The 25,301-nt window shown below is 67.3% G+C and carries 23 protein-coding genes and 1 pseudogene; 21 read left to right on the forward strand and 3 right to left on the reverse strand.

The features are described from left to right. Window positions 1–164 precede the first annotated feature (164 nt). Entirely contained in the window at window positions 165–2,243 is a 2,079-nt protein-coding gene (locus tag LKE50_06190) for an FAD-dependent oxidoreductase (GenBank protein ID MCH3968190.1), read from the reverse strand. A gap of 245 nt (window positions 2,244–2,488) precedes the next feature. On the opposite strand from LKE50_06190, the gene LKE50_06195 reads away from it, so the two are divergent. The 9 genes and pseudogenes from LKE50_06195 (at window position 2,489) to rfbA (ending at window position 10,598) form a co-directional block, all read left to right on the forward strand. Further along, window positions 2,489–3,115 (forward strand): flavodoxin family protein, encoded by a 627-nt coding sequence (locus LKE50_06195; protein MCH3968191.1) that lies wholly within the window; start codon window positions 2,489–2,491, stop codon window positions 3,113–3,115. Between the two features lie 275 nt (window positions 3,116–3,390). Beyond that, a complete protein-coding gene (dltB, locus tag LKE50_06200; GenBank protein ID MCH3968192.1) occupies window positions 3,391–4,578 on the forward strand; it encodes a D-alanyl-lipoteichoic acid biosynthesis protein DltB in 1,188 nt (395 codons plus the stop codon). Then, the gene (gene dltC, locus LKE50_06205) at window positions 4,571–4,819 is read left to right on the forward strand and encodes a D-alanine--poly(phosphoribitol) ligase subunit DltC (GenBank protein MCH3968193.1); all 249 of its coding nucleotides are present in this window, start codon (window positions 4,571–4,573) and stop codon (window positions 4,817–4,819) included. The genes dltB and dltC overlap by 8 nt, the downstream gene beginning before the upstream one ends. Window positions 4,820–4,822: 3 nt before the next feature. Then, complete coding sequence (gene dltD, locus LKE50_06210) at window positions 4,823–6,139, forward strand: D-alanyl-lipoteichoic acid biosynthesis protein DltD (GenBank protein ID MCH3968194.1); 1,317 nt, start codon at window positions 4,823–4,825, stop codon at window positions 6,137–6,139. A 1-nt stretch (window position 6,140) separates the two neighbouring features. Then, on the forward strand, window positions 6,141–6,419 hold the full coding sequence (locus tag LKE50_06215) for a hypothetical protein (GenBank protein ID MCH3968195.1): 279 nt from the start codon (window positions 6,141–6,143) through the stop codon (window positions 6,417–6,419). A 278-nt stretch (window positions 6,420–6,697) separates the two neighbouring features. Beyond that, entirely contained in the window at window positions 6,698–7,237 is a 540-nt protein-coding gene (locus LKE50_06220) for an AMP-binding protein (protein ID MCH3968196.1), read from the forward strand. After that, on the forward strand, window positions 7,182–8,348 hold the full coding sequence (locus tag LKE50_06225; GenBank protein MCH3968197.1) for an AMP-binding protein: 1,167 nt from the start codon (window positions 7,182–7,184) through the stop codon (window positions 8,346–8,348). Before LKE50_06220 ends, LKE50_06225 begins: the two co-directional genes overlap by 56 nt. A 93-nt stretch (window positions 8,349–8,441) precedes the next feature. After that, a pseudogene (fucO, locus tag LKE50_06230) lies at window positions 8,442–9,591 on the forward strand (lactaldehyde reductase). A gap of 134 nt (window positions 9,592–9,725) precedes the next feature. Continuing rightward, a complete protein-coding gene (gene rfbA, locus LKE50_06235; protein MCH3968198.1) occupies window positions 9,726–10,598 on the forward strand; it encodes a glucose-1-phosphate thymidylyltransferase RfbA in 873 nt (290 codons plus the stop codon). Here rfbA and LKE50_06240 read toward each other — a convergent pair. Next, on the reverse strand, window positions 10,595–11,569 hold the full coding sequence (locus LKE50_06240) for a diacylglycerol kinase (GenBank protein ID MCH3968199.1): 975 nt from the start codon (window positions 11,567–11,569) through the stop codon (window positions 10,595–10,597). The two genes, rfbA and LKE50_06240, sit on opposite strands and share 4 nt — an antisense overlap. A gap of 138 nt (window positions 11,570–11,707) precedes the next feature. On the opposite strand from LKE50_06240, the gene rnd reads away from it, so the two are divergent. The 9 genes from rnd (at window position 11,708) to LKE50_06285 (ending at window position 19,233) form a co-directional block, all read left to right on the forward strand. Next, entirely contained in the window at window positions 11,708–12,838 is a 1,131-nt protein-coding gene (rnd, locus tag LKE50_06245; protein MCH3968200.1) for a ribonuclease D, read from the forward strand. A 92-nt stretch (window positions 12,839–12,930) separates the two neighbouring features. Next, window positions 12,931–13,626 (forward strand): zinc metallopeptidase, encoded by a 696-nt coding sequence (locus tag LKE50_06250; GenBank protein ID MCH3968201.1) that lies wholly within the window; start codon window positions 12,931–12,933, stop codon window positions 13,624–13,626. Between the two features lies 1 nt (window position 13,627). After that, the gene (xseA, locus tag LKE50_06255) at window positions 13,628–15,016 is read left to right on the forward strand and encodes an exodeoxyribonuclease VII large subunit (protein MCH3968202.1); all 1,389 of its coding nucleotides are present in this window, start codon (window positions 13,628–13,630) and stop codon (window positions 15,014–15,016) included. Between the two features lie 78 nt (window positions 15,017–15,094). Beyond that, window positions 15,095–15,358 (forward strand): exodeoxyribonuclease VII small subunit, encoded by a 264-nt coding sequence (xseB, locus tag LKE50_06260; protein ID MCH3968203.1) that lies wholly within the window; start codon window positions 15,095–15,097, stop codon window positions 15,356–15,358. A gap of 38 nt (window positions 15,359–15,396) precedes the next feature. Further along, window positions 15,397–15,756 (forward strand): histidine triad nucleotide-binding protein, encoded by a 360-nt coding sequence (locus LKE50_06265; protein ID MCH3968204.1) that lies wholly within the window; start codon window positions 15,397–15,399, stop codon window positions 15,754–15,756. A gap of 1 nt (window position 15,757) precedes the next feature. Continuing rightward, window positions 15,758–16,192 (forward strand): C-GCAxxG-C-C family protein, encoded by a 435-nt coding sequence (locus tag LKE50_06270; GenBank protein ID MCH3968205.1) that lies wholly within the window; start codon window positions 15,758–15,760, stop codon window positions 16,190–16,192. Between the two features lie 122 nt (window positions 16,193–16,314). Continuing rightward, complete coding sequence (locus LKE50_06275; GenBank protein MCH3968206.1) at window positions 16,315–17,484, forward strand: acetate kinase; 1,170 nt, start codon at window positions 16,315–16,317, stop codon at window positions 17,482–17,484. A gap of 64 nt (window positions 17,485–17,548) precedes the next feature. Beyond that, complete coding sequence (locus LKE50_06280; GenBank protein MCH3968207.1) at window positions 17,549–18,181, forward strand: NUDIX hydrolase N-terminal domain-containing protein; 633 nt, start codon at window positions 17,549–17,551, stop codon at window positions 18,179–18,181. Between the two features lie 122 nt (window positions 18,182–18,303). Further along, complete coding sequence (locus LKE50_06285; protein MCH3968208.1) at window positions 18,304–19,233, forward strand: class I mannose-6-phosphate isomerase; 930 nt, start codon at window positions 18,304–18,306, stop codon at window positions 19,231–19,233. Window positions 19,234–19,341: 108 nt separating this feature from the next. Here LKE50_06285 and LKE50_06290 read toward each other — a convergent pair whose 3' ends face one another. Next, window positions 19,342–20,220 carry an aldose 1-epimerase family protein gene (locus tag LKE50_06290; GenBank protein ID MCH3968209.1) on the reverse strand — a complete coding sequence of 293 codons (879 nt, stop codon included), beginning with the start codon at window positions 20,218–20,220 and terminating at the stop codon, window positions 19,342–19,344. A gap of 454 nt (window positions 20,221–20,674) precedes the next feature. On the opposite strand from LKE50_06290, the gene LKE50_06295 reads away from it, so the two are divergent. The 3 genes from LKE50_06295 to LKE50_06305 are packed head-to-tail and all read left to right on the forward strand — an operon-like array spanning window position 20,675 to window position 25,297. Beyond that, entirely contained in the window at window positions 20,675–21,679 is a 1,005-nt protein-coding gene (locus LKE50_06295; GenBank protein ID MCH3968210.1) for a Gfo/Idh/MocA family oxidoreductase, read from the forward strand. Window positions 21,680–21,683: 4 nt separating this feature from the next. Further along, window positions 21,684–23,513, forward strand: a complete 1,830-nt coding sequence (locus tag LKE50_06300; GenBank protein MCH3968211.1) for an NAD(P)-binding protein — start codon at window positions 21,684–21,686, stop codon at window positions 23,511–23,513. After that, a complete protein-coding gene (locus tag LKE50_06305) occupies window positions 23,507–25,297 on the forward strand; it encodes a [FeFe] hydrogenase, group A (protein ID MCH3968212.1) in 1,791 nt (596 codons plus the stop codon). The genes LKE50_06300 and LKE50_06305 overlap by 7 nt, the downstream gene beginning before the upstream one ends. Window positions 25,298–25,301: the final 4 nt, after the last annotated feature.

Below are 25,301 nucleotides of genomic sequence, written 5' to 3' on the forward strand. Positions count from 1 at the left end.
GTGCCCGGGTCTTCCCCGGGCGGCGCGTCTTTTGACGCTCCTGAGTGACTCTCTTCTACCCGCGGGGGAGGTTCTGTTTCGCATCGCCCACGTGCCTACCGAATACCGCCCGAGACCTACCGCTCGCCCTCGGGCCACGAGGGGATGGTTCCTCTCGCCGTGTGTCAGAGCTCCATCGCGAGCTGGTAGGCGTCCCAGATGGCGCCCATGATGTTGTGGACGTGGCGCGAGTCGCCGATGTCATAGGTGATGACGTCCTCGCGGGACAGCTCGTCATAGAGCCGGGTGTCGGCGCGGTAGCCCACGGCGAGCAGCGTCGTGTCGGCAGGTATCTCGTGGTTGCCGCCTGGTGTGCTCACCACCACCGAGGCCTCCTTGACCTCGCTCGCCGTGGACGACTCGTAGAGCGTGACGTGGTGGAAGGCAAGCTCGTCCTTGAGCATGTCGTAGTTGGCGAAGCACATACCCTCGCCCCCACCCAGGATCTGGGACGTTGCCTCGACGATGGCGACCTCGTGGCCCTGCTCGGCGAGCCAGAGCGCGGTCTCGCATCCTACCAGCCCGCCGCCCACGATGCAGACGCGGTTGCCGGGCGTGACCTTGCCGGTGAGCACGTCGTCTGCCAGAACGGGGAGGCCCTTGCCGCCCAGGTCGACCTGGATCGGCGTGGCGCCGCTCGCCACCACCACGACGTCGGCGTGCGCGGCAAGGATGTTCTTGCGAGTGGCCTCCTGGCCGAGGTGGACGTCCACGGGGAGCTTGTCGAGCTGGCGCGTGTACCAGGCGACCAGCGCCCGGTCATCGGACTTGAAGTCGGGCGCCGAGCCCACGCACACGTTACCGCCCAGATGGTCGGACTTCTCCCAGAGCGTGACCTTGTGGCCGCGGATGGCCAAGGCGCGGGCGGCCTCCATGCCGGCAACGCCGCCACCTACCACGAGGACCTTGCGTGGGGTCGCGGTGGGCGTGAGGGCGAAGTCGCGCTCGCGGCCGCAGGCGGGGTTCACGGCACACGAGAGGGGTTGGCCCTCGGCGAGGCGGGCGAGGCAGCCCTGTTGGCACGACAGGCAGGGGCGGATGTCAGCCTCGTCGCCGACCTTCACCTTGTTGGCCCAGTCGGGGTCGGCCAGGAGTGGGCGGCCCAGGCCGATGAGGTCGCAGTCTCGTCCGATGGAGTCGGCCGCCATGTCGGGATCGTCCATGCGGCCGGCGCAGATGATGGGGGCCTTGATGCCGTTCTCCTTCATCGCACGAGCGAACTCGCGGTACATCCCCTTCTGGAAGTACATGGGCGGGTGGTTCCAGTACCAGGAGTCATAGGTGCCGGCGTCCACGTTGAACATGTCATAGCCGGCCTGCTCGAGGATGTGCGCAGCCTCCAGGCCCTCCTCGAGGTCCTTGCCCTTCTCGTCGAAGTCCTCGCCGGGAAGCGCTCCGTGGCGAATCGCCTTCACGAAGCTCTTGAGGCTGTAGCGCAGCGAGACGGGGTAATCATCGCCACATGCGGCGTGGATGCCCTGGACGATCTCGATGGCGGGGCGCAGGCGGTTCTCGAGGGAGCCGCCGTACTCGTCGCCGCGCTCGTTGTAGAGGCCGATGGCGAACTGGTCGAGGAGGTAGCCCTCGTGCACGGCATGGACCTCGACGCCGTCGAAGCCGGCGTGCTGTGCCGATGCCGCACAGGCGACCATGTCGCGGATGAGCTTGTGGATCTCGTCTGCGGTCATTCCCTGCTGGTGGATGCTGGGGTCCCAGCGGTTCTCCTGGTCGGAGGGGGCATAGAACCGCTTGGCCATGGGCGGGATGACGACGCGGCCGAAGCCGGCCGATATCTGCAGGAACATCACGGAGTCGAAGGCGTGGATGCGCCCGATCATCTCGTGGGTGGTCTTGGCGAACCACACCGGGTCATAGGCCGCGCAGGGGACCGAGAAGTCGTGCATCTCGTCGTAGTTGGCCAGCGTGACGCCGCTCATGACGAGGCCGGTGCCGCCGCGGGCGCGCTCGACGTAGTAGTCCTGCGCGCGCTGGGTGAAGCCGCCGCGGGAGTCTGACATGCAGACCATGCCGAGCGGTGCCATCGAGATGCGGTTCTTCACGGTGAGCGAGCCTATCCTGATGGGCTCGAAGAGCTTGGAGCGGTCGTGCGGGGCGGGGCTTGCGTCGCGTGCGTGGTCGTGCTTGCCGGCGTGGTCGTGCTTCGAGGTGTGGTCGTGATCGTGCTTGCTGCCGTGCTTTGACATGCTGCTCCCATCGCCGTGACGATACGGACAATGAGGGTTCTACCCAGTGGGGGAGGGTCGTGTCGGCGGGCATGGGTTGCCCATGCGTCGTGGCGGAGTGCGCGTATGGTGCGCCATCGCATGGTCCCGCCTGTCCTGCTCGCCGCTTTTGCCTTGCCCGTGCCCGTTGGCCACACATCCCCTCGCATCACATCCCCATCCGCGCTACCCTGTATCGCAGTTCAACAACGTCGAGAGGAACCACCATGCGCGTCCTGCTCATCAACGGCAGCCCCCATCCTCGTGGCTGCACCTACACCGCACTCCGTGCCGTCGCCTGCGCCATCGAGGAGAACGGCGTCTCCACCGAGATCTACCAGATCGGCACCAAGCCCGTCTCGGGATGCCTTGGCTGCGGTCAGTGCTCCAAGCTGCACCATTGCGTGATCGACGACAACGTCAACGAGGTCGTTGCCCGCATGCGCGAGGCGGACGGCCTCGTCATCGGCTCGCCGGTCCACTATGCCAGCCCGTCGGGCGCCATCGAGAGCTTCTGCGACCGCCTGTTCACCGCGACCCCGAAGGACCTTCTCCGCCACAAGCCCTGTGCCGTCGTGGCCAGCGCCCGTCGCGCCGGTACCTCGGCCACGCTCGACGCGCTCGCCAAGTACCCCACGATCTGCGAGATGCCACTCGTCTCGTCCAAGTACTGGAACGAGGTCCATGGCGCCACGCCCGCCGACGTCGAGAAGGACGAGGAGGGCATGCAGACCATGCAGGTCCTGGGCGCCAACATGGCCTACGTCCTCAAGTGCCGTCGTGCCGCCGAGCAGGCCGGCATCGAGGCCCCCGTGCCGCCCGAGAACCGCGTCATGACCAACTTCATCAGGTAGGCTTCCGCGCCCTCCTGGAGGACCCCGCGATCGTGGCCGGCACCCTGCGAACCTGCGGGGTGCCGGCCTCTTGGCGTCACCGCTGCCATGCGCCCCGCCGGTCCCTCCGTGTCCACTCGCTTTCAGAAAGCGTTTCACGTCGTGTCACGCGCATGACGATGTCTGCCGGCATCTTCAGCTACCCAAACATGTCCTAGACTGGCCCTATGCAGAGGCCCAGGACACAGCCAACGACTCATCAGCCGGACGCCACCCAGCAGGGGAGTGCCCGCTAGATGTCCTTCTACTCCGACCCCAGCTTCTTCTTCCTCCTCGCTGCTGTCGTGGCGGGGGCCGTCGTGCTGGGATTGCTCGAGCGCCCGCTCGGCCGCTATGGCCTGGTCGTCTCACTCGCCATGCTCGTCTGCCTCTTCTCGGACGACTGGTCAGGCCTCGTCCTGGCGCTTGCCTCCGTGGCCCTGGGATATGTCGCCACCCGTCTCGTGCTGGCCCGCTGCTCGAGCGAGCGCGGCCTCACCGCACCCGTGCGCCTCCTTGGCCTTGCTGCGGCCATCGGCCCGCTCGTGGTCTATAAGGTCACGACGGCGGCTGCCGCCCCCTTGGGCGGCTTCATCGGCATCTCGTACATGACGTTCAAGATCACGCAGGTCCTCCTCGAGGTGGAGGACGGCCTCATCACCGACCTCCCCTTCCTCGACTACGTCGGCTTCCTCGTCTTCTTCCCGGTCTTCACCTCAGGCCCCATCGACCGCTCGCGCCGCTTCATGGCAGACGCCCACAAGGCACGTCCGCGTGCCGAGTACCTCGATCTTCTCGGCCGAGGCATCGTGCAGCTCCTGGTGGGCGCGGCGATGCAGATGGTGCTCGCGACGCTTGCCAGGCAGTACTACCAGCCGGCGGCGATCGACCTCACCAAGGATCTCGGACCGCAGCTGCAGACCGCCTTCGTGACCGCCTGGGCCTACGCGGGCTTCCTCTACTTCGACTTCGCCGGCTACTCCCTCATGGCGCAGGGGGCCTCTCGCGCGCTCGGCATCGACACGCCGGCCAACTTCCGCCTCCCGTTCCTCTCGTGCTCGATGGAGGAGTTCTGGGACCGCTGGCACATCACGCTCTCGCATTGGCTGCGCGACTACGTCTTCATGCGCCTCGAGCGCTCGCTCACGCGGCACCGAATCCCCAGGAAGCGGGACACCCGCGCCGCCGTCGGCCTCATCGCCGACATGTGCCTCATGGGGGCCTGGCATGGCATCGCGCCGCAGTACCTCCTCTACGGGCTGTACCACGGACTCCTCCTTGCCGGCGAGACGCTCATGCGACGTCGCTGGCATTTCTACAAGGTCCACCATGCCGACCTGCCCGTGCGGGTCGTATGCTGGTTCGTGACCATCAACCTGGTGGTCATCGGATTCACGCTCTTCTCCGGTCAGGCGTTCACGTTCCTAGGAGGAATTCATGGCTGACGCATCCGAGGTCAAGGACAGGCTGCTTGACGATCTGGCGGACATCTGTGCTGACGAGGGGGTCCGCGACGACCTCGACGAGGACCTCTTCACCGCAGGGCTGCTCGACTCCATGGGGGCCATCGAGCTGCTCGTGGCCATCGAGGAGGACTTCGGCGTCAAGATCGCTCCGACGGCCGTCCCGCGCGACCAGATGAACACCGCCAACAAGATCATCGCCCAGGTCGCGAGCCGTCTCTAGCCCATGTCTGACGAACCTGCCACAGACCACGTGACGCCCGCCGAGAAGGACGTGCCTGTCGCGAACGCGTCGCCCGCCGCCGGCGAGGCCTCGTCTGTCGACCCTATGCTGTCTCGCCGGGCCTTCCTGCGGCTCGCTGGCCTGGGTGTGGGCGCGCTCGCCGTGGGAGGCGGCCTGGCCGCCGCGGACTCGGCCGTGCCCGCGGCCTCTGCGGTGGGTCCACGCCTCTACGACTACGCCTTCGTCCGCGACAAGTTCAAGAGTCCGGCCTTCGCGCTCGCGAACCGTCAGGCCGACTCGATCCTCTCGTTCGGCTCGTCCGAGTTCCGCACCTACGTCTCGACGGTTCCCCAGATGCCGCGCGCGGTCTTCGGCGACCACGACTGCGGCCTCGACATGTGGGTCATAGGGGAGGGCTATAACCAGAGCCTCTGGCACTCGATCGCCTTCGGGGCCTACGCCGGCGCGCTCGACGACACCGACCCTGGCGGCATCTACGCCGACGGCTCGCGGAAGGCCGTCTTCATCGTCTCGCCCCAGTGGTTCTACGAGGGAGGGGTGCCCGCCAACGCCTCGCGCTCGCTCTTCTCGTACAACCTCTGGCACGGCTTCTGCGCCAACCCGCGCGTCTCGGCCGACTCGGTCGCCTACGCACGGCAGCGCCTGCTCGACCTCGGCGTCGACTCCACGAAGGTGTGGGCTGGCACGCACAACATGGTCACGGACGCCCTGAACGACGTCTACCTCCAGGCCAAGGAGGACTACGACGTCCGGAAGCTCCTGGTGGACGTCCGCGCGTCGAAGGGCGACGAGATGCCTTCCGCCAAGGTGGGCGCCACGGGGTGCGAGGGAACGCCCGACTGGGACGCCCTGTGGCAGCAGGCGTTGGTCGACGGCGAGGCACATTGCACCACCAACTCCTTCTACATCGACGACGAGGTCTGGAACCGCGAGGACGCCAAGCCCTACTCGGCCGGCACGCTCAGGAACTACCTGTCCAAGCGCACGTTCCTCAAGGCCCCGACCGAGGACGCCGACCTCGACCATGCGCTCACCGTGGCGAGCGAGGTGGGCCTCGAGCTGCTGGTGGTCCTTCTTCCCGTGGGCGGCCCGTGGTACGACTACGAGGGCTTTCCCAACGACGACCGCGACCAGCGCTACGAGCTCGTGCGCGACACGGTCTCGGCGCACGGGACGCAGCTCTGCGACCTCTCGGGCTACGAGTACGAGCCGTTCTTCACCTGCGACGGCACGCACCTGGGCTGGACCGGATGGGTGGCTGCCGAGAAGGCCATCTACGAGTTCGCGAAGGGGGCATGACATGGCCGAGAAGAACCTCCGGGCTAGGAAGGCCTCCCAAGCTGTGCCCGCGGGCACGACGTCGCCTGCGGGTGGGACGACCCCGGCAGCTACGACGGCGGCTGCGGGTGCCGGTCGGCTTTCGCGGCTCCGCACGTGGGCACGGACGTTCGCGGCCTCGCCTGCCGCCGCGTTCCTGGTCGGCCTGGTGGTGGTCTGCGCGGTCGCGCTTCTCGTCTGGTGGTTCGTGATGGACTCGGGCATCGGAGCCCCTGCCGGCTTCGTCTACCAGGAGTACTGAGGCCAGGGTCCTTGCCATGCGCGGTGTTGGCTGCGTAGCTGGCTGGACGGTGTGGCGGCGCGACGTCTTGCGCCATCGGTCGCATCTTGCGTGCCATCGTCCGCGCTGCGCTTTCAGCTCACCAGCAACTCGCTTTCAGGCTCCGCTATCCCTTGTACAGGTCTCGTAAGGCCTTGCCATCCGTGCCTCGGACCTCCTCTGACAGTGCCATACCTATCCCATGGAACATGCCGTTCGGGGGCTGCCTCGCCGCAATCTCCGCAAGGAACGAGGTCACCATGGATTCGTCGAGAAACGCCCTGCTCGCTGCAGTCGAGGAGCAGGCCCATCGCACGCCGGACGCGATCGCCTGGGAGACGAGCGATGGCGACCTCCTCACCTATGGCGAGCTGTGGGATGCCTCTGACGACCTGGCATGCAAGCTGCGCGACATCCCGGCCCCGGACGAGGACGTCGTGGTCTACGGCAACAAGAGCCCCCTCATGGTCTGTGCCTTCCTGGCCTGCCTCAAGTCGGGGCATGCCTATGTCCCTACCGACTCCGGCGTCCCGGACGCCCGCGTGGCAAACATCCTCGGCCAGCTCCATGCCACCTGCGTCATAGCGGTGGACCCCCTCTCGGTCGAGGCCACCCAGGACCGGCCCGGCATGCGGCTCGTCGGTCCCTCCGAGCTCCGCGACTCGCTCTCCGCGGCACGCAGCGCCAGCCCCGCGCGACCGCGTCGTAGGCTGGGAGGTCACCGGTGCGGCCACCCAGTACGTCATCTTCACGTCGGGCTCGACGGGCGCCCCCAAGGGCGTCGAGGTCTCGGCCGATGACGTCGCCAACTTCATGCCGTGGGACCGGTCGCTCTTCGCAGGCGCGACCCATCCCGCGACCTTCGTGAACCAGGCGCTCCTCTCGTTCGACCTGTCGGTCACCGAGCTCGTGGCCGCCCTCTCGACCGGCTCGCGCGTCTTCTCGCTCACCACGCCCTGCCAGCACGACCTCTCTCTGTGCTTCAAGCGCCTGGCGGCCTCGGGTGCCACCTGCTGGGTGTCGACGCCCTCGTTCGTGACGATGTGCCTGGCGGACCCCTCGTTCGGCCCCGACCTCATGCCAGACCTCACGCACTTCTTCTTCTGTGGCGAGGCGCTCGTGCCTGCCGTGGCTCGCGAGCTCCTCGACCGCTTCCCGGGCGCACACGTGGTGAACGCCTACGGTCCTACCGAATCGACCGTGGCGGTCTCGTCCGTCGAGGTCACGCCCCAGATGGCTGCCGCAGACGAGCTCCCGGTGGGCGTCCCCCGCAAGGGCACGCGCATCCTCGTGTGCGACCCGGCGACCGGCAAGGTCATGGTTCCCGGTGCGCAGGGCGAGATCGTGATCTGTGGTGACACCGTCGCCACCGGCTACTACGGGGAGCCTGACAAGACCCGCGCCGTCTTCGGCACCAGGCAGGTCGATGGCACGACCATGCGCACCTACCGCACCGGCGACCTCGGCCATGTGGACGAGAAGGGCATGCTGTGGTGTGCCGGCCGCATCGACGGTCAGGTCAAGGTCAACGGCTATCGCATCGAGCTGGGCGAGGTGGAGTCGGCCCTCACGGACGCCCCTGAGGTCAAGCTCGCCTGCGTCGTGGTCCGTCGCCGCCGTGTGTCGTCGTGCCTCGAGGCGCACGTGGAGCTCGTGGGCGACCATGGGACCGATGACGTGGCCCGTCTCGCCCGTGACCTCAGGTGCCGCCTGGCCGGCAGGCTGCCCGCCTACATGGTCCCCCGACGCATCGTGGTCGAGCCTGAGGTGGCGCTCACGCCCAACGGCAAGATCGACCGGAAGGTCTACCAGGCTCCCGCAGCCGAGACGTCCCGCAGGTCCTCGCACGCTCCGCACGTCTCGCGCCCCGCTCCCGTAGCCGCAGCGCTCGCTCCGCGATTCAATGCCTAAGCTCGCCTCCGCTTGCCCTAGCATCTGCTATGGACAATCGCCGGGGATGGTCCCCGGCTCGTGAAGCGAGGAGGAACCGTGGCAAATCGCATCGTGCTCAACACCATCTCCTATCACGGAGAGGGCGCCATCGACGAGATCTCAGGTGAGATCGAGAGGCGTGGCCATACAAAGGCCTTCGTCTGCTCTGACCCTGACCTCGTGAAGTTCGGTGTCACGGACAAGGTCACGCAGAAGCTCGACGCGGCCGGCATCCCGTGGTCGCTCTACTCCGAGATCAAGCCCAACCCGACCATCAAGAACGTCCAGGACGGCGTCGCGGCCTTCCAGGCGTCCAGCGCCGACTGCATCGTGGCCATCGGCGGTGGCTCGTCCATGGACACGGCCAAGGGCATCGGCATCATCGCCACCAACCCCGAGTTCGCCGACGTGCGCTCGCTCGAGGGCGTGGCCCCCACCAAGAACCATGCCGTCTTCACCATCGCCGTCCCCACCACGGCGGGCACCGCGGCCGAGGTCACCATCAACTATGTGATCACCGACCCTGAGAGGCGCCGCAAGTTCGTCTGCGTCGACACCAACGACATCCCCGAGGTCGCTTGCGTCGACCCGGCCATGATGGCGAGCATGCCCGTGGGCCTCACGGCATCGACCGGCATGGACGCGCTCACGCACGCCATCGAGGGCTACACCACCAAGGCCGCCTGGCAGATCCCCGACATGTTCCACCTCGAGGCCATCCGTCTCATCTCCGAGAACCTGCGTGACGCCGTCGCCGAGGCCAAGTCCGGCACGCCCGGCACCGGCCGCGAGGCCATGGCCCTTGGCCAGTACATCGCCTGGCATGGGCTTCTCCAACGTCGGTCTGGGCATCGCCCACTCCATGGCCCACTGCCTGGGAGCTAACTACGATACGCCCCACGGCGTGGCCTGCGCGATGATGCTCCCCAACGTCATGGAGTACAACGCCCCGGTCTGCGCGTCGCGCATGCGTGACGTCGCCGTCGCCATGGGCGTCGAGGGCGCCAAGGACATGACCCCCGAGGCCGGTGCCGCCGCTGCGGTGGCAGCCGTCCGCCAGCTCGGCGAGGACGTGGGCATCCCCAAGGTGGTCGACGCCCTCAAGGAGGACGACCTCGACCGTCTCGCGACCGACACCCTGGCCGACGCCTGCTGCCCAGGCAACCCCCGCGACGCGACCGCCGACGACGTCAAGGACCTGTTCCGCAAGGTCATGAGGTAATTCTCCCGTAAGCGGGTCGTCTCGTACCCGTCATGAGGGGGCGGTTCCACATCCGTGGGGCCGCCCCTTCGCTATACTGGCGATAGCTCATACGACCAGAGGGGCGGCCAGGCCGCCCGAGAGGGGACTCATCTATGAAGGGCATCATCCTTGCCGGCGGCTACGGAACCCGACTCCAGCCCATCACGCTTGCTACTTCGAAGCAGCTGCTTCCCATCTATGACAAGCCGATGATCTACTACCCGCTGTCCACGCTCATGATGGCCGGCATCCGCGACATCCTCATCATCTCGCGTCCCGAGGACCAGGCGAGCTTCAAGCGCCTCTTCGGCGACGGCAGCCAGCTCGGGCTCACTATCAGCTATGCCGAGCAGACCGAGGCTGGCGGAATCGCGCAGGCCTTCCTCATCGGCGAGAAGTTCATCGACGGCGACGCCTGCGCCCTCATCTACGGCAGCAACCTCTTCTATGGCCGCGGGTTCACCAAGCAGCTCGAGGAGGCAGCCGCCCGCCCCGAGGGCGCCACCGTCTTCGGCTGCCATGTCGAGCATCCCGAGCAGTACGGCATCGTCGAGGTCGGGGAGGGCGGCAAGGCCGTCTCCATCGAGGAGAAGCCCGACGTCCCCAAGTCCAACCTCGCCGTCACGGGCCTGTTCTTCTATGACTCCCACGTGTGCGAGTATGCCCACGAGCTGGAGCCCTCTGCCCGCGGCGAGCTCGAGATCACGGACCTCAACCAAATCTACCTCCAGAAGAGCGAGCTCAACGTCGCCGAGCTCGGGCGCAGCTTCGCCTGGTTCAGCATGGAGACGGCCGACGGCGTCTTCGACGCGAGCGAGTACATCCGCGTGGTCCAGAAGAACACCGGCGTGAAGGTGGCCTGCATCGAGGAGATCGCGTACAACCAGGGCTGGATCCGTCGTGCGCAGCTGCTCGCGCTCTCCGAGAAGCTCAACCAGACCGAGTACGGCCGCTACATCGAGCGCATAGCCCTCTCGAGCCGCTAGAGCTCCGGGAAGGCCTGCTCGTCAGCATCCGGGAAGAGGTCCTCCCCGCAGTTACCGTCGCCATAGCGGGCCATCTGGTCTACCACGAGGCGGTTGGCTGCGGGGAGGACGTGCGTCTCGTAGCTCGTGACGGCGTCCGCCACCACGTCCCCGTCGATTTGGAGCGGTATGGCCGCCGATGAGGTGATATGGACGTCGGCCCCCTTGAAGCTCTCGATGTGGGGGCGTCCCGCGACCTTGCCAGAGCGGTCGACGAGCCCTCTCACCAGTGGCTTGAGCAGCTGTACGGATAGGTCGGCCTCGAGCACGATCACGTCGAGCAGACCGTCGTCCATCACGCAGTCGGGCACGATCTCGATGTCTGCCTGGATCATCGCGTTGTTCGCCACGAGGCAGGCGATGCCCTGTCTGACCTCGGTCCGCCCGTCGATGTCGATCGTGAAGGTGAGGACCGGGGGGTTGAGGTTGTTGAAGGCCGCCATGAAGTAGGCTGCCTCTCCCATGGCCCGCTTGTTGGGGATCGCCGCCTGCATGAGCTCGGCGTCATAGCCGGTGCCGCACATGAGCGAGAAGCCCTTCGTGTGCGGTTGCCCGTCCGCGTCTGTCCAAGAGGTCTCGCCGAGGTCGGTGGTGGCGCAGCGGCCGGCGCGGCAGGCACGGGCAAGCGCCGCGGGCTCGAGGGCGCATCCGAGGTTGGCGAACATGAGGTTGGCCGTCCCCGAGGGGAAGATGCACGTCCGCACGTTGCGGCCGCGCAGGGCATAGAGTATGGCGGCCACGGTGCCGTCGCCTCCCGATACCACGACCACGTCGTAGCCCTCGGCATCCCTCGTGACCTCGTCAGGCGAGAACCCGTCGCCCACGGCCCTCAGGAGCACCTCGTCACCGTGGCGCACGAGCGAGCGCTCGAACTCGAAGACGGCGTCGGAGCCGAACCCCGAGTCGAGGTTGTGGATGATGAGGCACCGCATGCGCATCCTCCGTAAGGTGGGTCCCGTGCGAACCGGCGCACGGGTGTACGGCTATCATTGGTCGTGGCCCGAGGGCCACGTACGTCACTGCACATCCTAACCGTTTGGCCCCAGGCCGAGCGACCCAAAGGGGCATGCGTGTTCATATCCACTGCCGACGACCTCTCAGCCTTCTGCGAGCGGGCCGCCACGTCAAAGGTCCTGGCCGTCGATACCGAGTTCCTCCGCGAGCGCACGTACTACCCTAAGCTGTGCCTGCTCCAGATGGCCGCGGGAGACGACATCGTCGCCGTCGACCCCCTGACGCTCACCGACCTCGCGCCCGTCGCCGACCTGTTCCGTGACACCTCGATCACCAAGGTCATCCACGCCTGCTCGCAGGACCTCGAGGTCCTCTACCAGACCATGGGCTGCGTGCCGCAGCCGGTCTTCGACACCCAGGTGGCCGCCGCGTTCCTGGGCTTCCGCACGCAGCTGGGCTACGGCCCGCTCGTGGAGGCCTACACCGGGGTCCACCTCGCCAAGGCCGAGTCGCTCACCGACTGGTCCAAGCGCCCGCTCGATGCCGAGCAGCTGAGCTATGCCGAGGACGACGTCCGCTACCTGCCACAGATCTACGACCGGATGATGTGCGACCTGGTCGAGAAGAACCGCCTCTCGTGGCTCCAACCCGAGCTGGCCAGCGTCTGCGACCCGTCACACTACGCCCATGACCCGCGTGAGGCCTACAAGCATGTCAAGCGCGTGACCTCCCTCACACGGCGTCAGCTCGCCGTCTGCCGTGAGGTCGCGGGCTGGCGAGAGGCACGCGCCCAGGACCGTGACATCCCGCGCAAGTGGGTCATGACTGACGAGGTGGTGCTCGAGCTCAGCAAGCGCGGTCCCAAGGACGCGGCCCGTCTCCACAAGATTCGTGGGACCGAGCAGGTCTCGGGGCGCGACGCGACCGCCATCGTGGATGCCGTCCGCACGGGGCTGTCGTGCCCCTCCGAGGAGTGCCCGCGCCTTCCCAAGCGGAGTCGTCCGGCACCCGAGCTCGAGAGCGTGGTCGACCTCATGTACGCCCTGGTGCGCGTGGTCTCCGAGAAGAGCGGCGTGGCCACCCCGCTCATCGCCACCAGGGACGACCTGGTCTCGTTCGCGCAGGACCGCTCCTCGGGTCGCCTGGCGGAAGGCTGGCGGCACGAGCTCGTGGGCTCGCAGCTCGAGCGCCTGCTCGACGGGCAGGTCGGCCTCACCGTGAAGGCGGGGCGCATCGAGGTCCTGTAGCATCCGCACGGGCCGACGCCTGCCGCTCACGGTTGGGTACAAGCTAGGACAAGCCGCGACCATCTGATTGCGCATGCTCGGGAAGGGGTTCCATGTACTACGGCTACGGATACGGCATGAACTGGAGCTACATCGCCCTCGTTGTGGTGTCGCTCGTCCTCGGGCTCATCACGCAGGCCTACATCAAGCGCACCTATGCCACCTGGTCGAAGGTCCCCACCTCGACGGGCGAGACGGGCGCCACCGTGGCACGGCGCATGCTCGACACCGAGGGCGCCTCCGCCGTCGGCATCACCTCGGTCGCGGGGCACCTCACCGACTTCTATGACCCACGTGACAACATGCTGCACCTCTCGCCTGAGAACCAGTCAGGCGGCTCGGTCGCGTCGGTGGCCGTGGCCTGCCATGAGGCTGGCCACGCCGTCCAGACGGCGCGCGGGTTCGTTCCTGGCAAGATTCGCACTGCGCTCGTCCCGGTGGTCAACTTCACCTCGAACATCTGGATGGTCGTGTTCCTCATCGGCATCTTCATGAACATGGCCGGCTTCACCACGCTCGCCATCATCCTGTTCGCCTTCACGGTCATCTTCCAGCTGGTAACGCTCCCGGTCGAGATCGATGCCAGCCGCCGTGCCGTGGCCTTCGTCGGCAGCTCGGCGGGGCTCGACCCCACGGCCGAGCGCGGCGCCAAGAAGGTCCTTACGGCGGCCGCCCTCACCTATGTGGCAGCAGCCCTCGTCTCTGTGCTGCAGCTTCTCTATCTCATCGGTCAGTCGGACAGGCGCTAGCATGGCCTGGTCCAAGCAGGACGAGCAGGGCGAGAGGGGCGCGCACGGCCCGCAGGCCCTCTCCGTCTCGGAGGCGGTCGCCACGGCCAAGGGGGCGGTGGCAGGGCTCGGCACCTTCGTCGTGATGGGCGAGGTCACCGGCTTCCGTGGTCCCAATGCACGCTCGGGCCACTGCTACTTCCAGGTGAAGGACGACTCCTCCTCCATGGACTGCATCGTCTGGAGGGGCGTCGCCGCGCACATGGGCTTCGAGCTGCGTGACGGCCTCAAGATTCAGGTCACCGGCGCGTTCGACGTCTATGCCGGAAGCGGTCGCCTCTCGTTCGTCGCCAAGCACGTCGAGGTGGCAGGGGAGGGGCTCCTGCGGCAGCAGGTCGCCGAGCTCGCTCGACGCCTCGAGCGCGAGGGTCTCATGGATCAGGGCCGCAAGCGCGCCATCCCTCGGTTCTGCACCCGCGTGGGCGTGGTCACGTCCCTCTCGGGCAGCGTGATCGAGGACGTCAAGCGCACCCTGGCTCGCAGGAACCCCCTGGTCGAGCTCGAGGTCGCCGGCTGCTCGGTCCAAGGTCCGGGGGCTGCGGCCTCCGTCGAGCAGGCCTTGGCCGTCGCCGAGGCCACCGCTCCCGACTGCATCCTCCTCGTGCGCGGGGGCGGCTCGTTCGAGGACCTCATGACCTTCAACGACGAGGGCCTGGCCCGCGCCGTCGCCCGCTGCGCGGTGCCCGTGGTCTGTGGCATAGGACATGAGCCTGACGTCTCGATCTGCGACATGGTCTGCGACCGCCGCTGCTCCACCCCCACGGCTGCCGCCGAGTCCGTGGCACCTGCGCTCGACGAGGTCGAGGCCGCCATCGCCGACCGGTCGGGCCGCCTCGTCTCGGCCCTCCAGGGCCTCTGTCAGCGCGACGTGCTCAAGGTCGAGGCCTCCGCCGATGCGCTCACGCGTGCCATGGACGCACGCCTCACCCGCGAGCGTGCGACCGTTGACGCCTTCGCGACGCACCGCTGCCTGTCAGACCCTGCCTTCGTCCTCGAGGGACGCGAGAACGACCTTCTCGCCCTCGAGCAGCGCCTGCATGATGCCATTCCGCGCAGCATGGCTCGCAGGGCTGCCGAGGTCGACGCAGCGGGTCGGCGCCTCACGTCGCTCGGCTCGCGACTCCTCGACCCGTACGAGGCCACCCTCGCCAGGTCGGCGGCCACGCTCGAGGCGCTCTCGCCCCTGCGTGTGCTGGGGCGTGGCTATGCCATCGCGCGGGACGCCCGGGGGCACGTGCTCTCGCATGCCGACCCATCGCTCGTCGGCCAGGACGTGACCGTCATGCTTGGTGACGGCACCCTCACGGCCAACGTCACCGCGGCAGATGCCGGGGGCGACCCCTCGAAGTAACCCATGGACGGCCCCACTGCCGCCCGCCATATCCGTCAGATACGTCGGGGCCGAGGCCCCAGGAGGAGAGGAAGCATCATGGCCGACGAACCACGTCCGGTGAAGGACCTCACGTTCAAGGAGGCCTCGGTCGAGCTCGAGCAGATCGTGCGTGCCCTCGAGGCGGGGGACCTCGAGCTCGAGGAGTCGCTCACGCGCTACCAGCGCGGGGTCGAGCTGCTCGCGAGCCTCAAGGAGCGCCTGGCCGATGCCGACCAGAAGGTGAAGGTGCTTCTCGACCAGACCGGGACCACCGCCACGGACACCACCGCGGCCCCGGCGACGGCGTTCATCGACGACTAACGAGCATGCGCCGGCCCACCGGCCGGGGAGGGAGCACCATGTCAGACTGCATCTTCTGCAAGATCGCCAACCACGAGATACCCTCGACCATCGTCTTCGAGGACGATGACGTCGTGGCGTTCAAGGACCTGAACCCCCAGGCGCCGGTCCACGTGCTCGTGGTGCCCAAGCACCACTATGACAACATCATCGATGACGTCCCCGCCCCGGTGCTCGCCGCCATGGTCCATGCCGTGGGCGTCGTGGCGCACGACACCGGCATCGACCAGACCGGCTTCCGCGTGATCGCGAACACGGGGGATGCCGCCGGCCAGACGGTCCACCACCTCCACATGCACGTGCTGGGTGGCTGTGACCTCGGCGAGGGCCTCGTTCCTGTGCCGGCAGAGGAGGCCTAGCATGGTCCCTGACACCGCCTCCGAGCGCGCCGCCGCGCTCCACAACGCCGGTTACAACTGCGCACAGGCCGTCGCCTGCTCCTTCGCCGATGACCTCGGCGTGGACGAGCGGACGATCTTCCGCGCCTGCGAGGGCCTGGGCCTGGGCATGGGCGGGACCGCCTGCACCTGCGGCGCCGTCTCCGGCGCCTGCGTGGCGGTGGGGCTCGCCACCTCCGACGGCGACCTCGACGACCCGCGGACCAAGCGTGACAGCTACGCGCTCTCCCGGCAGGTCACGGAGCGCTTCGGCCAGAGGAACGGCTCCACCACCTGCTGCGAGCTCAAGGGCATGACAGGCGGACCCATGCTGCGGACCTGCGACGGCTGCGTGCGCGACGCGGCGGCTATCGCGGCGGAGCTGCTTGGCAGCGAGGTCCCTGGGCAGGACGCCTGACGCTCGCCGAAGAGTCGACGCGTCATGCGCGCACGGACGTATGATGATGCGGGCGTCGCGGCTCCCCGCGCGCCTATCACTGGTGAATCGCACCCATGAGGGGTGCCATCGAGAGGAGTCACATGAACGTACTGGTCATCAATGCTGGCAGCTCTTCGCTCAAGTACCAGCTGCTCGACGTGGACACACGCGAGGTCTTCGCCAAGGGCAACTGCGAGCGCATCGGACTCGACGGTGCCTTCGTGGGCCACGAGGAGCAGGGCGCCAAGAAGGTCAAGACCATGATGGCGCTGCCCAACCACAAGGTCGCCGCCAAGTACGTGCTCGACCTGCTCGACGGCCTCGGCCTCAAGATCGACGGCATCGGCCACCGCATCGTGCAAGGCGGCTGGTACTTCCCCGACTCTGCCATCGTGACCGATGAGACGCTCGGCTGGGTCCGTGAGGTCGCCCCGCTGGCGCCGCTCCACAACTACGCCGAGGCCGACGTCATCGACTACTGCCGCGAGCGTATGCCCCAGATCGGCAACATCGTGGTCTGCGACACCTCGTTCCACCTGCAGATCCCCGAGGAGGCCCATCGCTACGCCCTTCCGCGTGACGTCGTGGACAAGCTGCACATCCGCAAGTACGGCGCGCACGGCACCTCGCACCGCTACATCTGGCGCGAGACCGACGCCTTCACCAACCACCAGGTCCACAAGCTCGTGAGCTGCCACATCGGCTCCGGCGCGTCGCTGTCGGCCATCAAGGACGGTCACGACATGGATACCACCATGGGCCTCACCCCGCTCGACGGCCTCGTCATGGGTACGCGCTGCGGCAGCATCGACCCGGCCACGGTGGTCTACCTCCAGCGCGAGGGCGGCTACTCGGCCGACGCCGTCGACGACATGATGAACAAGCAGTCCGGCCTCCTTGCCCTGTCAGGCCGTTCGAGCGACATGCGCGACGTCCAGGCCGGCGTCGACGAGGGCGACGAGAACTGCCAGGTCGCCTTCGACTGCTTCACCTACCGCGCCTCCCTGCTCGTGGCCGAGATGGCACAGGCCATGCAGGGCTTCGACACCATGGCCTTCTCGGCTGGCGTCGGCGAGAACGCCGCCTCTGTCCGTGCTGACATCTGCCGCCGCCTGGGCTGGCTCGGCGTCAAGATCGACGACGAGAAGAACGAGGTCCACTCGGGAGAGACGCGCGACATCTCCGCGGCCGACTCCAAGATCCGCGTCCTCATCGTCCCGACCGACGAGGAGTACATGATCGCCCTCGACGTCAAGCGCCTGCTCGGATAGCATGGCCGCTACCTCCTCAGGAGAAGCACCCTCGCGCCGGCATGTCGTCCCTCCCCGGGATGCCATGCCGGCCGAGCCTTGGCTCGCCTGGGCCCGAGAGCTCCAGGCCATAGCCCAGGCCGGCCTCTACTACACGAAGGACGTCTTCGACCGCGAGCGCTTCGAGCGCGTGCGCGAGCTTGCCTGCGAGTGCATGGGCGAGCTGTCTGCTGAGCCGATCGAGCAGGTCCGGGGCCTGTTCGCCAACGAGGACGGCTACCAGACGCCCAAGATGGACACGCGTGCCGCCATCCCCGACGAGGAGGGACGCCTCTGTCTCGTCCACGAGCGGGGAGGGGGGTGGTCGCTGCCCGGCGGTTGGGTCGACCAGGGGCAGACGGTCTTCTCCAACACCGTCAAGGAGGCACGCGAGGAGGCCGGCCTCCTGGTCGAGCCGGTGCGCCTCGTCGCCATCCAGGAGCACAACCTGCACAACCCTCACCCATGCGCCTGGGGGATCATGAAGCACTTCGTGCTCTGCCGAAACCTCGGCGGCGAGTTCGTCCCCAACGACGAGACGGTCGAGCGCGGGTTCTTCTCGGCTGACGAGCTACCCGAGCTCTTCGAGTCGAAGAACACGGCCGACCAACTCGCGCTCTGCTTCGACTGCCTCGAGGTCACGCGGGCCGGGGGAGCCTGGGACCCGTCGGTCGACTGACGAGAGCAGGTCCGGCAGCCATGTGCACGCGTGGATGTGTGGGCAATCAGGCATGTATGGTCATATAAGAAAACATGTATGATATTGGCAACGCAGGAGCATCTACCGAAAGGGGACTTGCCATGTCCGACCTCATCTTCCTCACACCCGTCTTCCACGAGAAGATCTGGGGAGGTCGCAAGCTCGAGACCGTGTACGGCTATGACATCCCCGACGGGGCCATCGGCGAGTGCTGGGCCATCAGCGCGCACCCCCATGGTGACTGCGTCGTGGCGGAGGGGGAGTATGCGGGCAAGCACCTCTCCGAGCTCTGGGAGGAGCACCGCGAGCTCTTCGGCAACCTCGAGGGTGACCGCTTCCCGCTGCTCATCAAGATCATCGATGCCGCCGGCGACCTCTCCATCCAGGTGCATCCCGACGACGAGTACGCCCGTGTGCACGAGAACGGCAGCCTGGGCAAGCGCGAGTGCTGGTACGTTCTCGACGCCGACCCCGGTACCACGATCGTGATCGGCCAGAAGGCCCATGACAAGGCCGAGTTCGCAAAGATGGTGGCCGAGGGTCGCTGGTCCGACCTGCTGAACGAGGTCCCGTGCCATACCGGTGACTTCTTCCAGATCGATCCCGGCACGATCCATGCCATCAAGGGCGGCACCCTCATCCTCGAGAGCCAGCAGTCGAGCGACGTCACCTACCGCGTCTATGACTATGACCGCGTGCAGGCGGACGGCACCAAGCGGCCGCTGCACGTGCGGCAGTCCGAGGACGTCGTGGACTACTCCATGGTGGCGCCTGAGTCCGGCAAGATCACCAATCCCGAGGTCGATGGCATCACCAACCTCGTCACCTGCAAGAACTACGCCGTCGACCGCGTGCGTGTGGACGGGTCCAAGACCTTGGCCGCGCCTGCGACCTTCCTGGACGTGAGCGTCATCGAGGGTTCCGGATCGGTGTGCGGGCACGAGGTGCACAAGGGTACCCACCTGGTGGTGCCTGCTGGCGTCGCGCCTGCGTTCGAGGGCACCATGACCCTCATCACGAGCAGGCCGTAGGGCTGGGTCGCAAGCGGCGGCATTTCGATACGTAAGGCAGGAAGCCGACGGGTCGCAGGTCTGACCCGTCGGCTTCCTTGTGCTGCGGTGCGCCTGAGGGCCGTCCGCCTAGAGCAGCGTGATCGCGAAGGCGCGCACGTCGGTGGCGCCGGGCTCGAGCATCGTGACGTCCTGCTTGTGCTCCATCACGTCGTCCTCGTCCGTGCGCGTGGCCGTGCCGCTCCAGGGCTCGAGGGCCACGAACGGCGCGTCGCCGGCGGCCGACCAGATGCCGATGTAGTCGAAGCCCGGGAACTCGATCCTGACGCCACGGTCGGACGTGGTGTCGCGCAGGGTGACGGTGCGCTCGGGCACGTCCTCGAGCACGATGGCGTCGTTGGCGAACAGCTCGTGGGTCACGGGCAGCACGTCCTTCTCGGTGAGGAGCGTGGTGGTGTGGTCGTAGTCGAGCAGGCCGCCATCGGCGATGACGGGGGTGGAGCAGCTCCAAGGCTCCTCGAAGGCCAGCTCGTAGTCATCGAAGGAGCCGTCGCTGCCGGGCATGGGCACGTTGAACGCCGGGTGCCCACCCACCGAGAAGGGCATGGTCTCGTCTCCGGTGTTGGTCACCGAGAAGCGCTGCTCGAGGCAGTCGTCCTCGATGACGGTGTAGGTCATCTCGAGGCGGAAGGGATAGGGGTAGGCGGCGAGCGTCTCGTCCGTGCTCTCGAAGCAGAAGGTGACGGAGTCGGGCGAGGAGGTCTTGACCGTGTGCTCGTTGATGCGTGCGAGGCCGTGGCGCGGCATGGTGCAGGTGCCAGCCGCGGATGCTGCGGTGTCTCCCCTGAGCGAGCCGACGATGGGGAACAGGACGGGCGCGTGCTTGCCCCATACGGCGGGGTCGGCCTGCCAGAGGTACTCATGTCCGTCGAGCGTGAGGCTCGAGAGCTGCGCGCCCATCGAGTCGATGCTCGCCGTCATCCGTCCGCGTGCGATGCGTGTCTGCATGGTCTTCCTTTCGCTACGGGCGCGTTCCCCCTCGCAACCCACCTGTGGCGACCTCGGCCGCCAGGACGTCCGTCACGTCCTGTCCCTATCATGCCCCAAGTCGCACGGAACCGCGGCGCGGCTAGGCGAGTTTCCGGGGATGCGGGTGCGGACGATGGGCCATGCCCGCTGAGATGCCGACAGACGGCCTTCTGTGTCACCACGCCCTGCCTGTCGTGCCGCCCGGCTGGACGCAGTGGCCTCGCTCGTAGGCCAGGCGTGCTACCCCTGTGTCTCTCTACAGGTCCTTCACGAGCTGCCAGCGGAATTGCCGTCTCGGATATGTCCGCTACCGCTCACCAGAAGCACGTCCGTTCCGCTTGCCCTGAGGGATACACTCTGCTCCGCATGCGAACTTGCCGGGCGCGTCAGCTCCTGGCAGGGTCGTGACGGCGTCGACGAGAGGGGAGCGCACATGGAGCAGGTCAGGTTCGCCACCATAGGCACCTCTATGATCACGGGGCTCATGATCGATGCCCTGAAGGTCTCGCAGCGAGCTACCTACCTCGGATCCTTCTCGCGTGATCCCGAGCATGCCCGCGCCTATACGGCCGAGCACGGCGGGGTCCAGCCCTTCTCGTCGCTCGATGCCATCGCGCACTGCCCCGACGTCGACGCGGTGTATGTCGCGAGTCCCAACGCGCTCCATGCCGCCCAGGCCATCCAGATGGTCGAGGCCGGCAAGCATGTGCTGGTCGAGAAGCCCTTCGCGTCGAACCGTCGCGAGGCGCTGTCGGTCTTCGAGGCCGCCCGAGCCTCGGGCGTCCACGTGATGGAGGCCATGCGTACCCTCCACGACCCCGCGTTCCGGGCCGTCAGGGAGGCCCTCCCGCGCCTCGGCACGACCCGCTCGGCCTGCATCCGCTACGGCAAGCGCTCCAGTCGCTATGACGAGTACCTCGCCGGGCGCCACACCAACATCTTCGATGCCTCCATGGCCACCGGTGCCCTCATGGACCTCGGCGTCTACTGCGTCGAGCCCATGGTCGAGCTCTTCGGCATCCCCAACGACATCAGGTGCTTCTCGACCAAGCTCGCCGGCGGCATCGATGCGGCCGGCGGCATCCTGGCAGACTATGACGACCTCGTCTGCGAGCTCGCCTACTCCAAGATCACCAACGACCTCGTGCCAAGCCAGGTCCAGGGGGAGGCGGCCACGCTCGTCGTGGACCACATGAACGCCCCCACCTCCGCCATCATCACCCGTCTGGACGGCACCAGCGAGGACGTCTCGCTCGGCGCCGGCTGTGACGGACCATCCCCTTCCGTCATGGCGCACGAGGTCGACGACTTCTGTGCTGCCATTGCGGGGGAGCTCGACATATTGCATTACCAGAAGGTCACGCTTGCGAGCCTCGCTATCATGGACGAGGCACGCTATCAGTGTGGGATCTCGTTTCCGGCCGACGAGGAGGACTGATCTAATGGCACGTCTGCATGTCATGGAGAGAAGCGAAGCGCAGGAGGTGATGGACGGCCTTCACGAGGCGCTCGGGCGCAGGCTCTCGGTGAGCTCGCTGGCACCGTGCCCCGTGGAGTTCACAGCCGCCTACATCGGGATGTGCGCTACGCAGAGCTGCGGCAAGTGCACGCCCTGTCGCGTCGGCCTGGGGGTGCTCCAGGACCTGCTCAACGACGTCCTCGAGAACCGCGCCGACGCGCACACGCTCGAGCTCATCGAGCGCACTGCCGAGAGCATCTACCTCTCGGCAGACTGCGCGATCGGCTACGAGGCCGGCCAGATGGCGCTCACCGCCATCCGCGGCTTCCATGACGACTTCGAGCATCATGTCAAGAACCATGCCTGCGGCTTCACGCAGAGCCAGCTGGTGCCCTGCGTGTCCGGCTGCCCGGCGGGTGTCGACATACCCGGCTACATCAGCCTGGTGGAGGCCGGCCGCTACACCGACGCCGTCCGCCTCATCCGGAAGGACAATCCGCTGCCGGTGGTCTGCGGCCTCGTGTGCGAGCACCCCTGCGAGATGCACTGCCGCCGTGGCATGGTCGACGATCCCATGAACATCCGCGGGCTCAAGCGCTTTGCCTGCGAGCACATGGAGCATGACTACAAGCCCAACATCCAGGATCCCACCGGCAAGCGCATCGCCGTGGTGGGCGGCGGCCCCGCCGGCCTCTCGGCGGCCTACTACCTTACCCTCATGGGCCACAAGGTCACGGTCTTCGAGGCACGAAAGCACCTCGGCGGCATGCTGCGCTATGGCATCCCCGCCTATCGCCTTCCCCGCGAGGACCTCGACGCCGAGATCCAGTGGATCCTCGACTGCGGCATCGACGTCCAGTTGGAGCACCCGGTCGACCCGGACGAGCTCGCCCGCCTGCGTGCCGACTACGACTCCGTCTACTTCGCCATCGGCGCCCACACTGACCACAAGCTCGGCCTCGACGGTGAGAACGCTGACGGCGTCGTCTCGGCCGTGCAGATGCTGCGTGCCATCGGCGATGGCGACAACCCCGACCTCACCGGCAAGCGTGTCTGCGTCATCGGGGGCGGCAACGTCGCCATGGACGTCTCGCGCTCGGCCGTCCGTTGTGGCGCCTCCAAGGTCTCGATCCTATACCGTCGACGCATCGCGGACATGACGGCCCAGGACGCCGAGATCGCCGGCGCGCAGGCCGAGGGCTGCGAGGTCCTCGAGCTCCATGCGCCCCTCTCGATCCAGGTCGACGCCTCGGGCAAGGTCACGGGCGTCGTCACCCAGCCTCAGATCATCGGCGGCCCCCAGCGTGGGCGTCCGGCTCCGCGTGCTGCCGAGGCCGAGGTCGAGGTCATCCCCTGCGACCGCGTGATCGTGGCCGTCGGCCAGGTCATCGACTCGGCCCCGTTCGAGGCTGCGGGCATCCCCTGCAAGCGTGGCAAGGTCGTGACCGACGCCGGAGGTGCCGTGCCCGGACAGGACGGCCTCTTCTCCGGCGGCGACTGCCAGACCGGTCCGGCCACCGTCATACGTGCCATCAACGCCGGTAAGGTCGCGGCCTCCAACATCGACCATCACCTCGGCTTCGAGCATGTGATCACGCTTGACGTCGACCTGCCGCCCGTGCAGTTCAAGGGCAAGACGCTGTGCGCCAGGTGCGAGATGACCGAGCGCGAGGCCTCCGAGCGCGTCGCTGACTTCGACAACGTCGAGAACGGCCTCACGCCCGAGGAAGCCCACCAGGAGGCGTCGAGGTGCCTGAGGTGCGACCACTTCGGGTACGGCGCGTTCAGGGGAGGGAGGATCGAGCAATGGTAGACAAGAAGGAGAGCACCATGGTGACCCTCACCATCGATGGCAAGGACGTCACGGTGCCGGAGCACACCACGATCCTCGATGCGGCCGTCAAGGCCGGCATCAGGATCCCGACGCTGTGCTACCTGCGCGACCTCAACGAGATCGGCGCCTGCCGCGTCTGCATCGTCGAGGTCGAGGGCATCGACCAGCTCGTGGCCTCATGCAACAACTACGTGCTCGACGGCATGGTCGTGCACACCAACAGCCCCAAGGTCCGTGCGGCCAGGAAGACCAACGTCGAGTTCATCCTCTCGCAGCACGACTCCGAGTGCACGAGCTGCGTGCGCTCCGGCAACTGCACGCTCCAGACTCTGGCCAACGACCTCGGTATCTTCGAGCTCCCGTACAAGAAGCACCTGCCCCACGAGCCGTGGGACCAGTCGTTCCCGCTCATCCGCAACAACGACAAGTGCATCAAGTGCCTGCGTTGCATCCAGGTGTGCGAGAAGGTCCAGGCCACGGGCATCTGGGACATCGCCAACCGCGCGAGCCACGCCAACGTCAACGTCGCAGGCGGCGTGCCCATCGACCAGACCGACTGCGCCCTCTGCGGCCAGTGCATCACGCACTGCCCCACGGGCGCGCTCCGCGAGCGCGACGACACCGACCGCGTCTTCGACGCGCTGGCTGACCCCGACAAGGTCGTCCTGGTGCAGATCGCCCCGTCCGTGCGTGCCGCCTGGGGCGAGCCCCTCGGCCTCACCCACGAGCAGGCCACGGTCAAGCGCCTGGTGGCGGCCCTGCGTCCCATGGGCTTCGACTACATCTTCGACACGGACTTCTCGGCCGACCTCACCATCATGGAAGAGGCCAGCGAGTTCTTGGCCCGCGTGGGCGAGGCTGCCGACGACCCCTCGGTCAAGTTCCCGATGTTCACCTCGTGCTGCCCGGGCTGGGTGCGCTTCGTGAAGTCGCATCACCCCGAGCTGCTCGACCAGATCTCGACCTCCAAGAGCCCCCAGGGCATGTTCGGCGCCATCGCCAAGAGCTACTACGCCGAGCTCATGGGCATCGACCCCCACAAGATCTTCTCGGTGTCCATCATGCCGTGCCTCGCCAAGAAGGCCGAGTGCGACATTCCCGTGCTGAACGACGCCTGCGGAGACCCCGACGTGGACTGCGTCCTCACCGTGCGCGAGGTCGACCGTATGATCCGCGCCGAGCACGTGGACGTGTGCAACCTCGAGGAGGCCGAGTTCGACAGCCCCCTGGGCATCGGTACCGGCGCCGGCGTCATCTTCGGTGCCACCGGCGGCGTCATGGAGGCCGCGCTCAGGAGCGCCTACCACTTCGTCACCGGTGACGACCCCGACCCCGACGCCTTCTCTGACGTCCGCGGGCTCGACGGCTGGAAGGAGTCCACGTTCGACCTGGCGGGAACCACCCTCCATGTGGCCGTGGCGAGCGGTCTGGGCAATGCCGAGCGGCTCATCGAGGCCCTCGAGGCCGGCGAGGTCTCCTATGACTTCGTCGAGATCATGGCCTGCCCCGGCGGCTGCGCGGGCGGCGGTGGCCAGCCCATCCACGACGGCGAGGAGCTCGCCGGCGTCCGTGGCGACGTCCTCTGGGGGCTCGACAAGGTCTCTGACCTTCGCATGAGCTACCAGAACCCCTCCATCCAGGCCTGCTACAGGGACTTCCTCGACAAGCCCCTCTCGGAGCGTGCCGAGAAGCTCCTGCATACCGACCAGTTCGCCTGGCTCATGCCCGGCGAGCCCGACCAGCGTGGCAAGGAGGGCGAGTAGCGCC

It is taken from the genome of Atopobiaceae bacterium (genome assembly GCA_022483015.1).
Lineage (GTDB): Bacteria > Actinomycetota > Coriobacteriia > Coriobacteriales > Atopobiaceae > JALCUE01.

Excerpts from the sequence above, each read along its gene's own strand:
- dltB (MCH3968192.1), top strand. The coding sequence starts at position 3,391 with ATGTCCTTCTACTCCGACCCCAGCTTCTTCTTCCTCCTCGCTGCTGTC.
- dltC (MCH3968193.1), top strand. The coding sequence starts at position 4,571 with ATGGCTGACGCATCCGAGGTCAAGGACAGGCTGCTTGACGATCTGGCG.
- LKE50_06280 (MCH3968207.1), top strand. The coding sequence starts at position 17,549 with ATGCCGGCCGAGCCTTGGCTCGCCTGGGCCCGAGAGCTCCAGGCCATA.
- LKE50_06275 (MCH3968206.1), top strand. The coding sequence starts at position 16,315 with ATGAACGTACTGGTCATCAATGCTGGCAGCTCTTCGCTCAAGTACCAG.
- rfbA (MCH3968198.1), top strand. The coding sequence starts at position 9,726 with ATGAAGGGCATCATCCTTGCCGGCGGCTACGGAACCCGACTCCAGCCC.
- LKE50_06300 (MCH3968211.1), top strand. The coding sequence starts at position 21,684 with ATGGCACGTCTGCATGTCATGGAGAGAAGCGAAGCGCAGGAGGTGATG.
- LKE50_06250 (MCH3968201.1), top strand. The coding sequence starts at position 12,931 with ATGTACTACGGCTACGGATACGGCATGAACTGGAGCTACATCGCCCTC.
- LKE50_06240 (MCH3968199.1), bottom strand. The coding sequence starts at position 11,569 with ATGCGGTGCCTCATCATCCACAACCTCGACTCGGGGTTCGGCTCCGAC.
- LKE50_06195 (MCH3968191.1), top strand. The coding sequence starts at position 2,489 with ATGCGCGTCCTGCTCATCAACGGCAGCCCCCATCCTCGTGGCTGCACC.
- LKE50_06270 (MCH3968205.1), top strand. The coding sequence starts at position 15,758 with ATGGTCCCTGACACCGCCTCCGAGCGCGCCGCCGCGCTCCACAACGCC.
- LKE50_06215 (MCH3968195.1), top strand. The coding sequence starts at position 6,141 with ATGGCCGAGAAGAACCTCCGGGCTAGGAAGGCCTCCCAAGCTGTGCCC.
- LKE50_06305 (MCH3968212.1), top strand. The coding sequence starts at position 23,507 with ATGGTAGACAAGAAGGAGAGCACCATGGTGACCCTCACCATCGATGGC.
- xseA (MCH3968202.1), top strand. The coding sequence starts at position 13,628 with ATGGCCTGGTCCAAGCAGGACGAGCAGGGCGAGAGGGGCGCGCACGGC.
- LKE50_06220 (MCH3968196.1), top strand. The coding sequence starts at position 6,698 with ATGGATTCGTCGAGAAACGCCCTGCTCGCTGCAGTCGAGGAGCAGGCC.
- LKE50_06295 (MCH3968210.1), top strand. The coding sequence starts at position 20,675 with ATGGAGCAGGTCAGGTTCGCCACCATAGGCACCTCTATGATCACGGGG.
- LKE50_06285 (MCH3968208.1), top strand. The coding sequence starts at position 18,304 with ATGTCCGACCTCATCTTCCTCACACCCGTCTTCCACGAGAAGATCTGG.
- LKE50_06265 (MCH3968204.1), top strand. The coding sequence starts at position 15,397 with ATGTCAGACTGCATCTTCTGCAAGATCGCCAACCACGAGATACCCTCG.
- LKE50_06290 (MCH3968209.1), bottom strand. The coding sequence starts at position 20,220 with ATGCAGACACGCATCGCACGCGGACGGATGACGGCGAGCATCGACTCG.
- LKE50_06190 (MCH3968190.1), bottom strand. The coding sequence starts at position 2,243 with ATGTCAAAGCACGGCAGCAAGCACGATCACGACCACACCTCGAAGCAC.
- xseB (MCH3968203.1), top strand. The coding sequence starts at position 15,095 with ATGGCCGACGAACCACGTCCGGTGAAGGACCTCACGTTCAAGGAGGCC.
- dltD (MCH3968194.1), top strand. The coding sequence starts at position 4,823 with ATGTCTGACGAACCTGCCACAGACCACGTGACGCCCGCCGAGAAGGAC.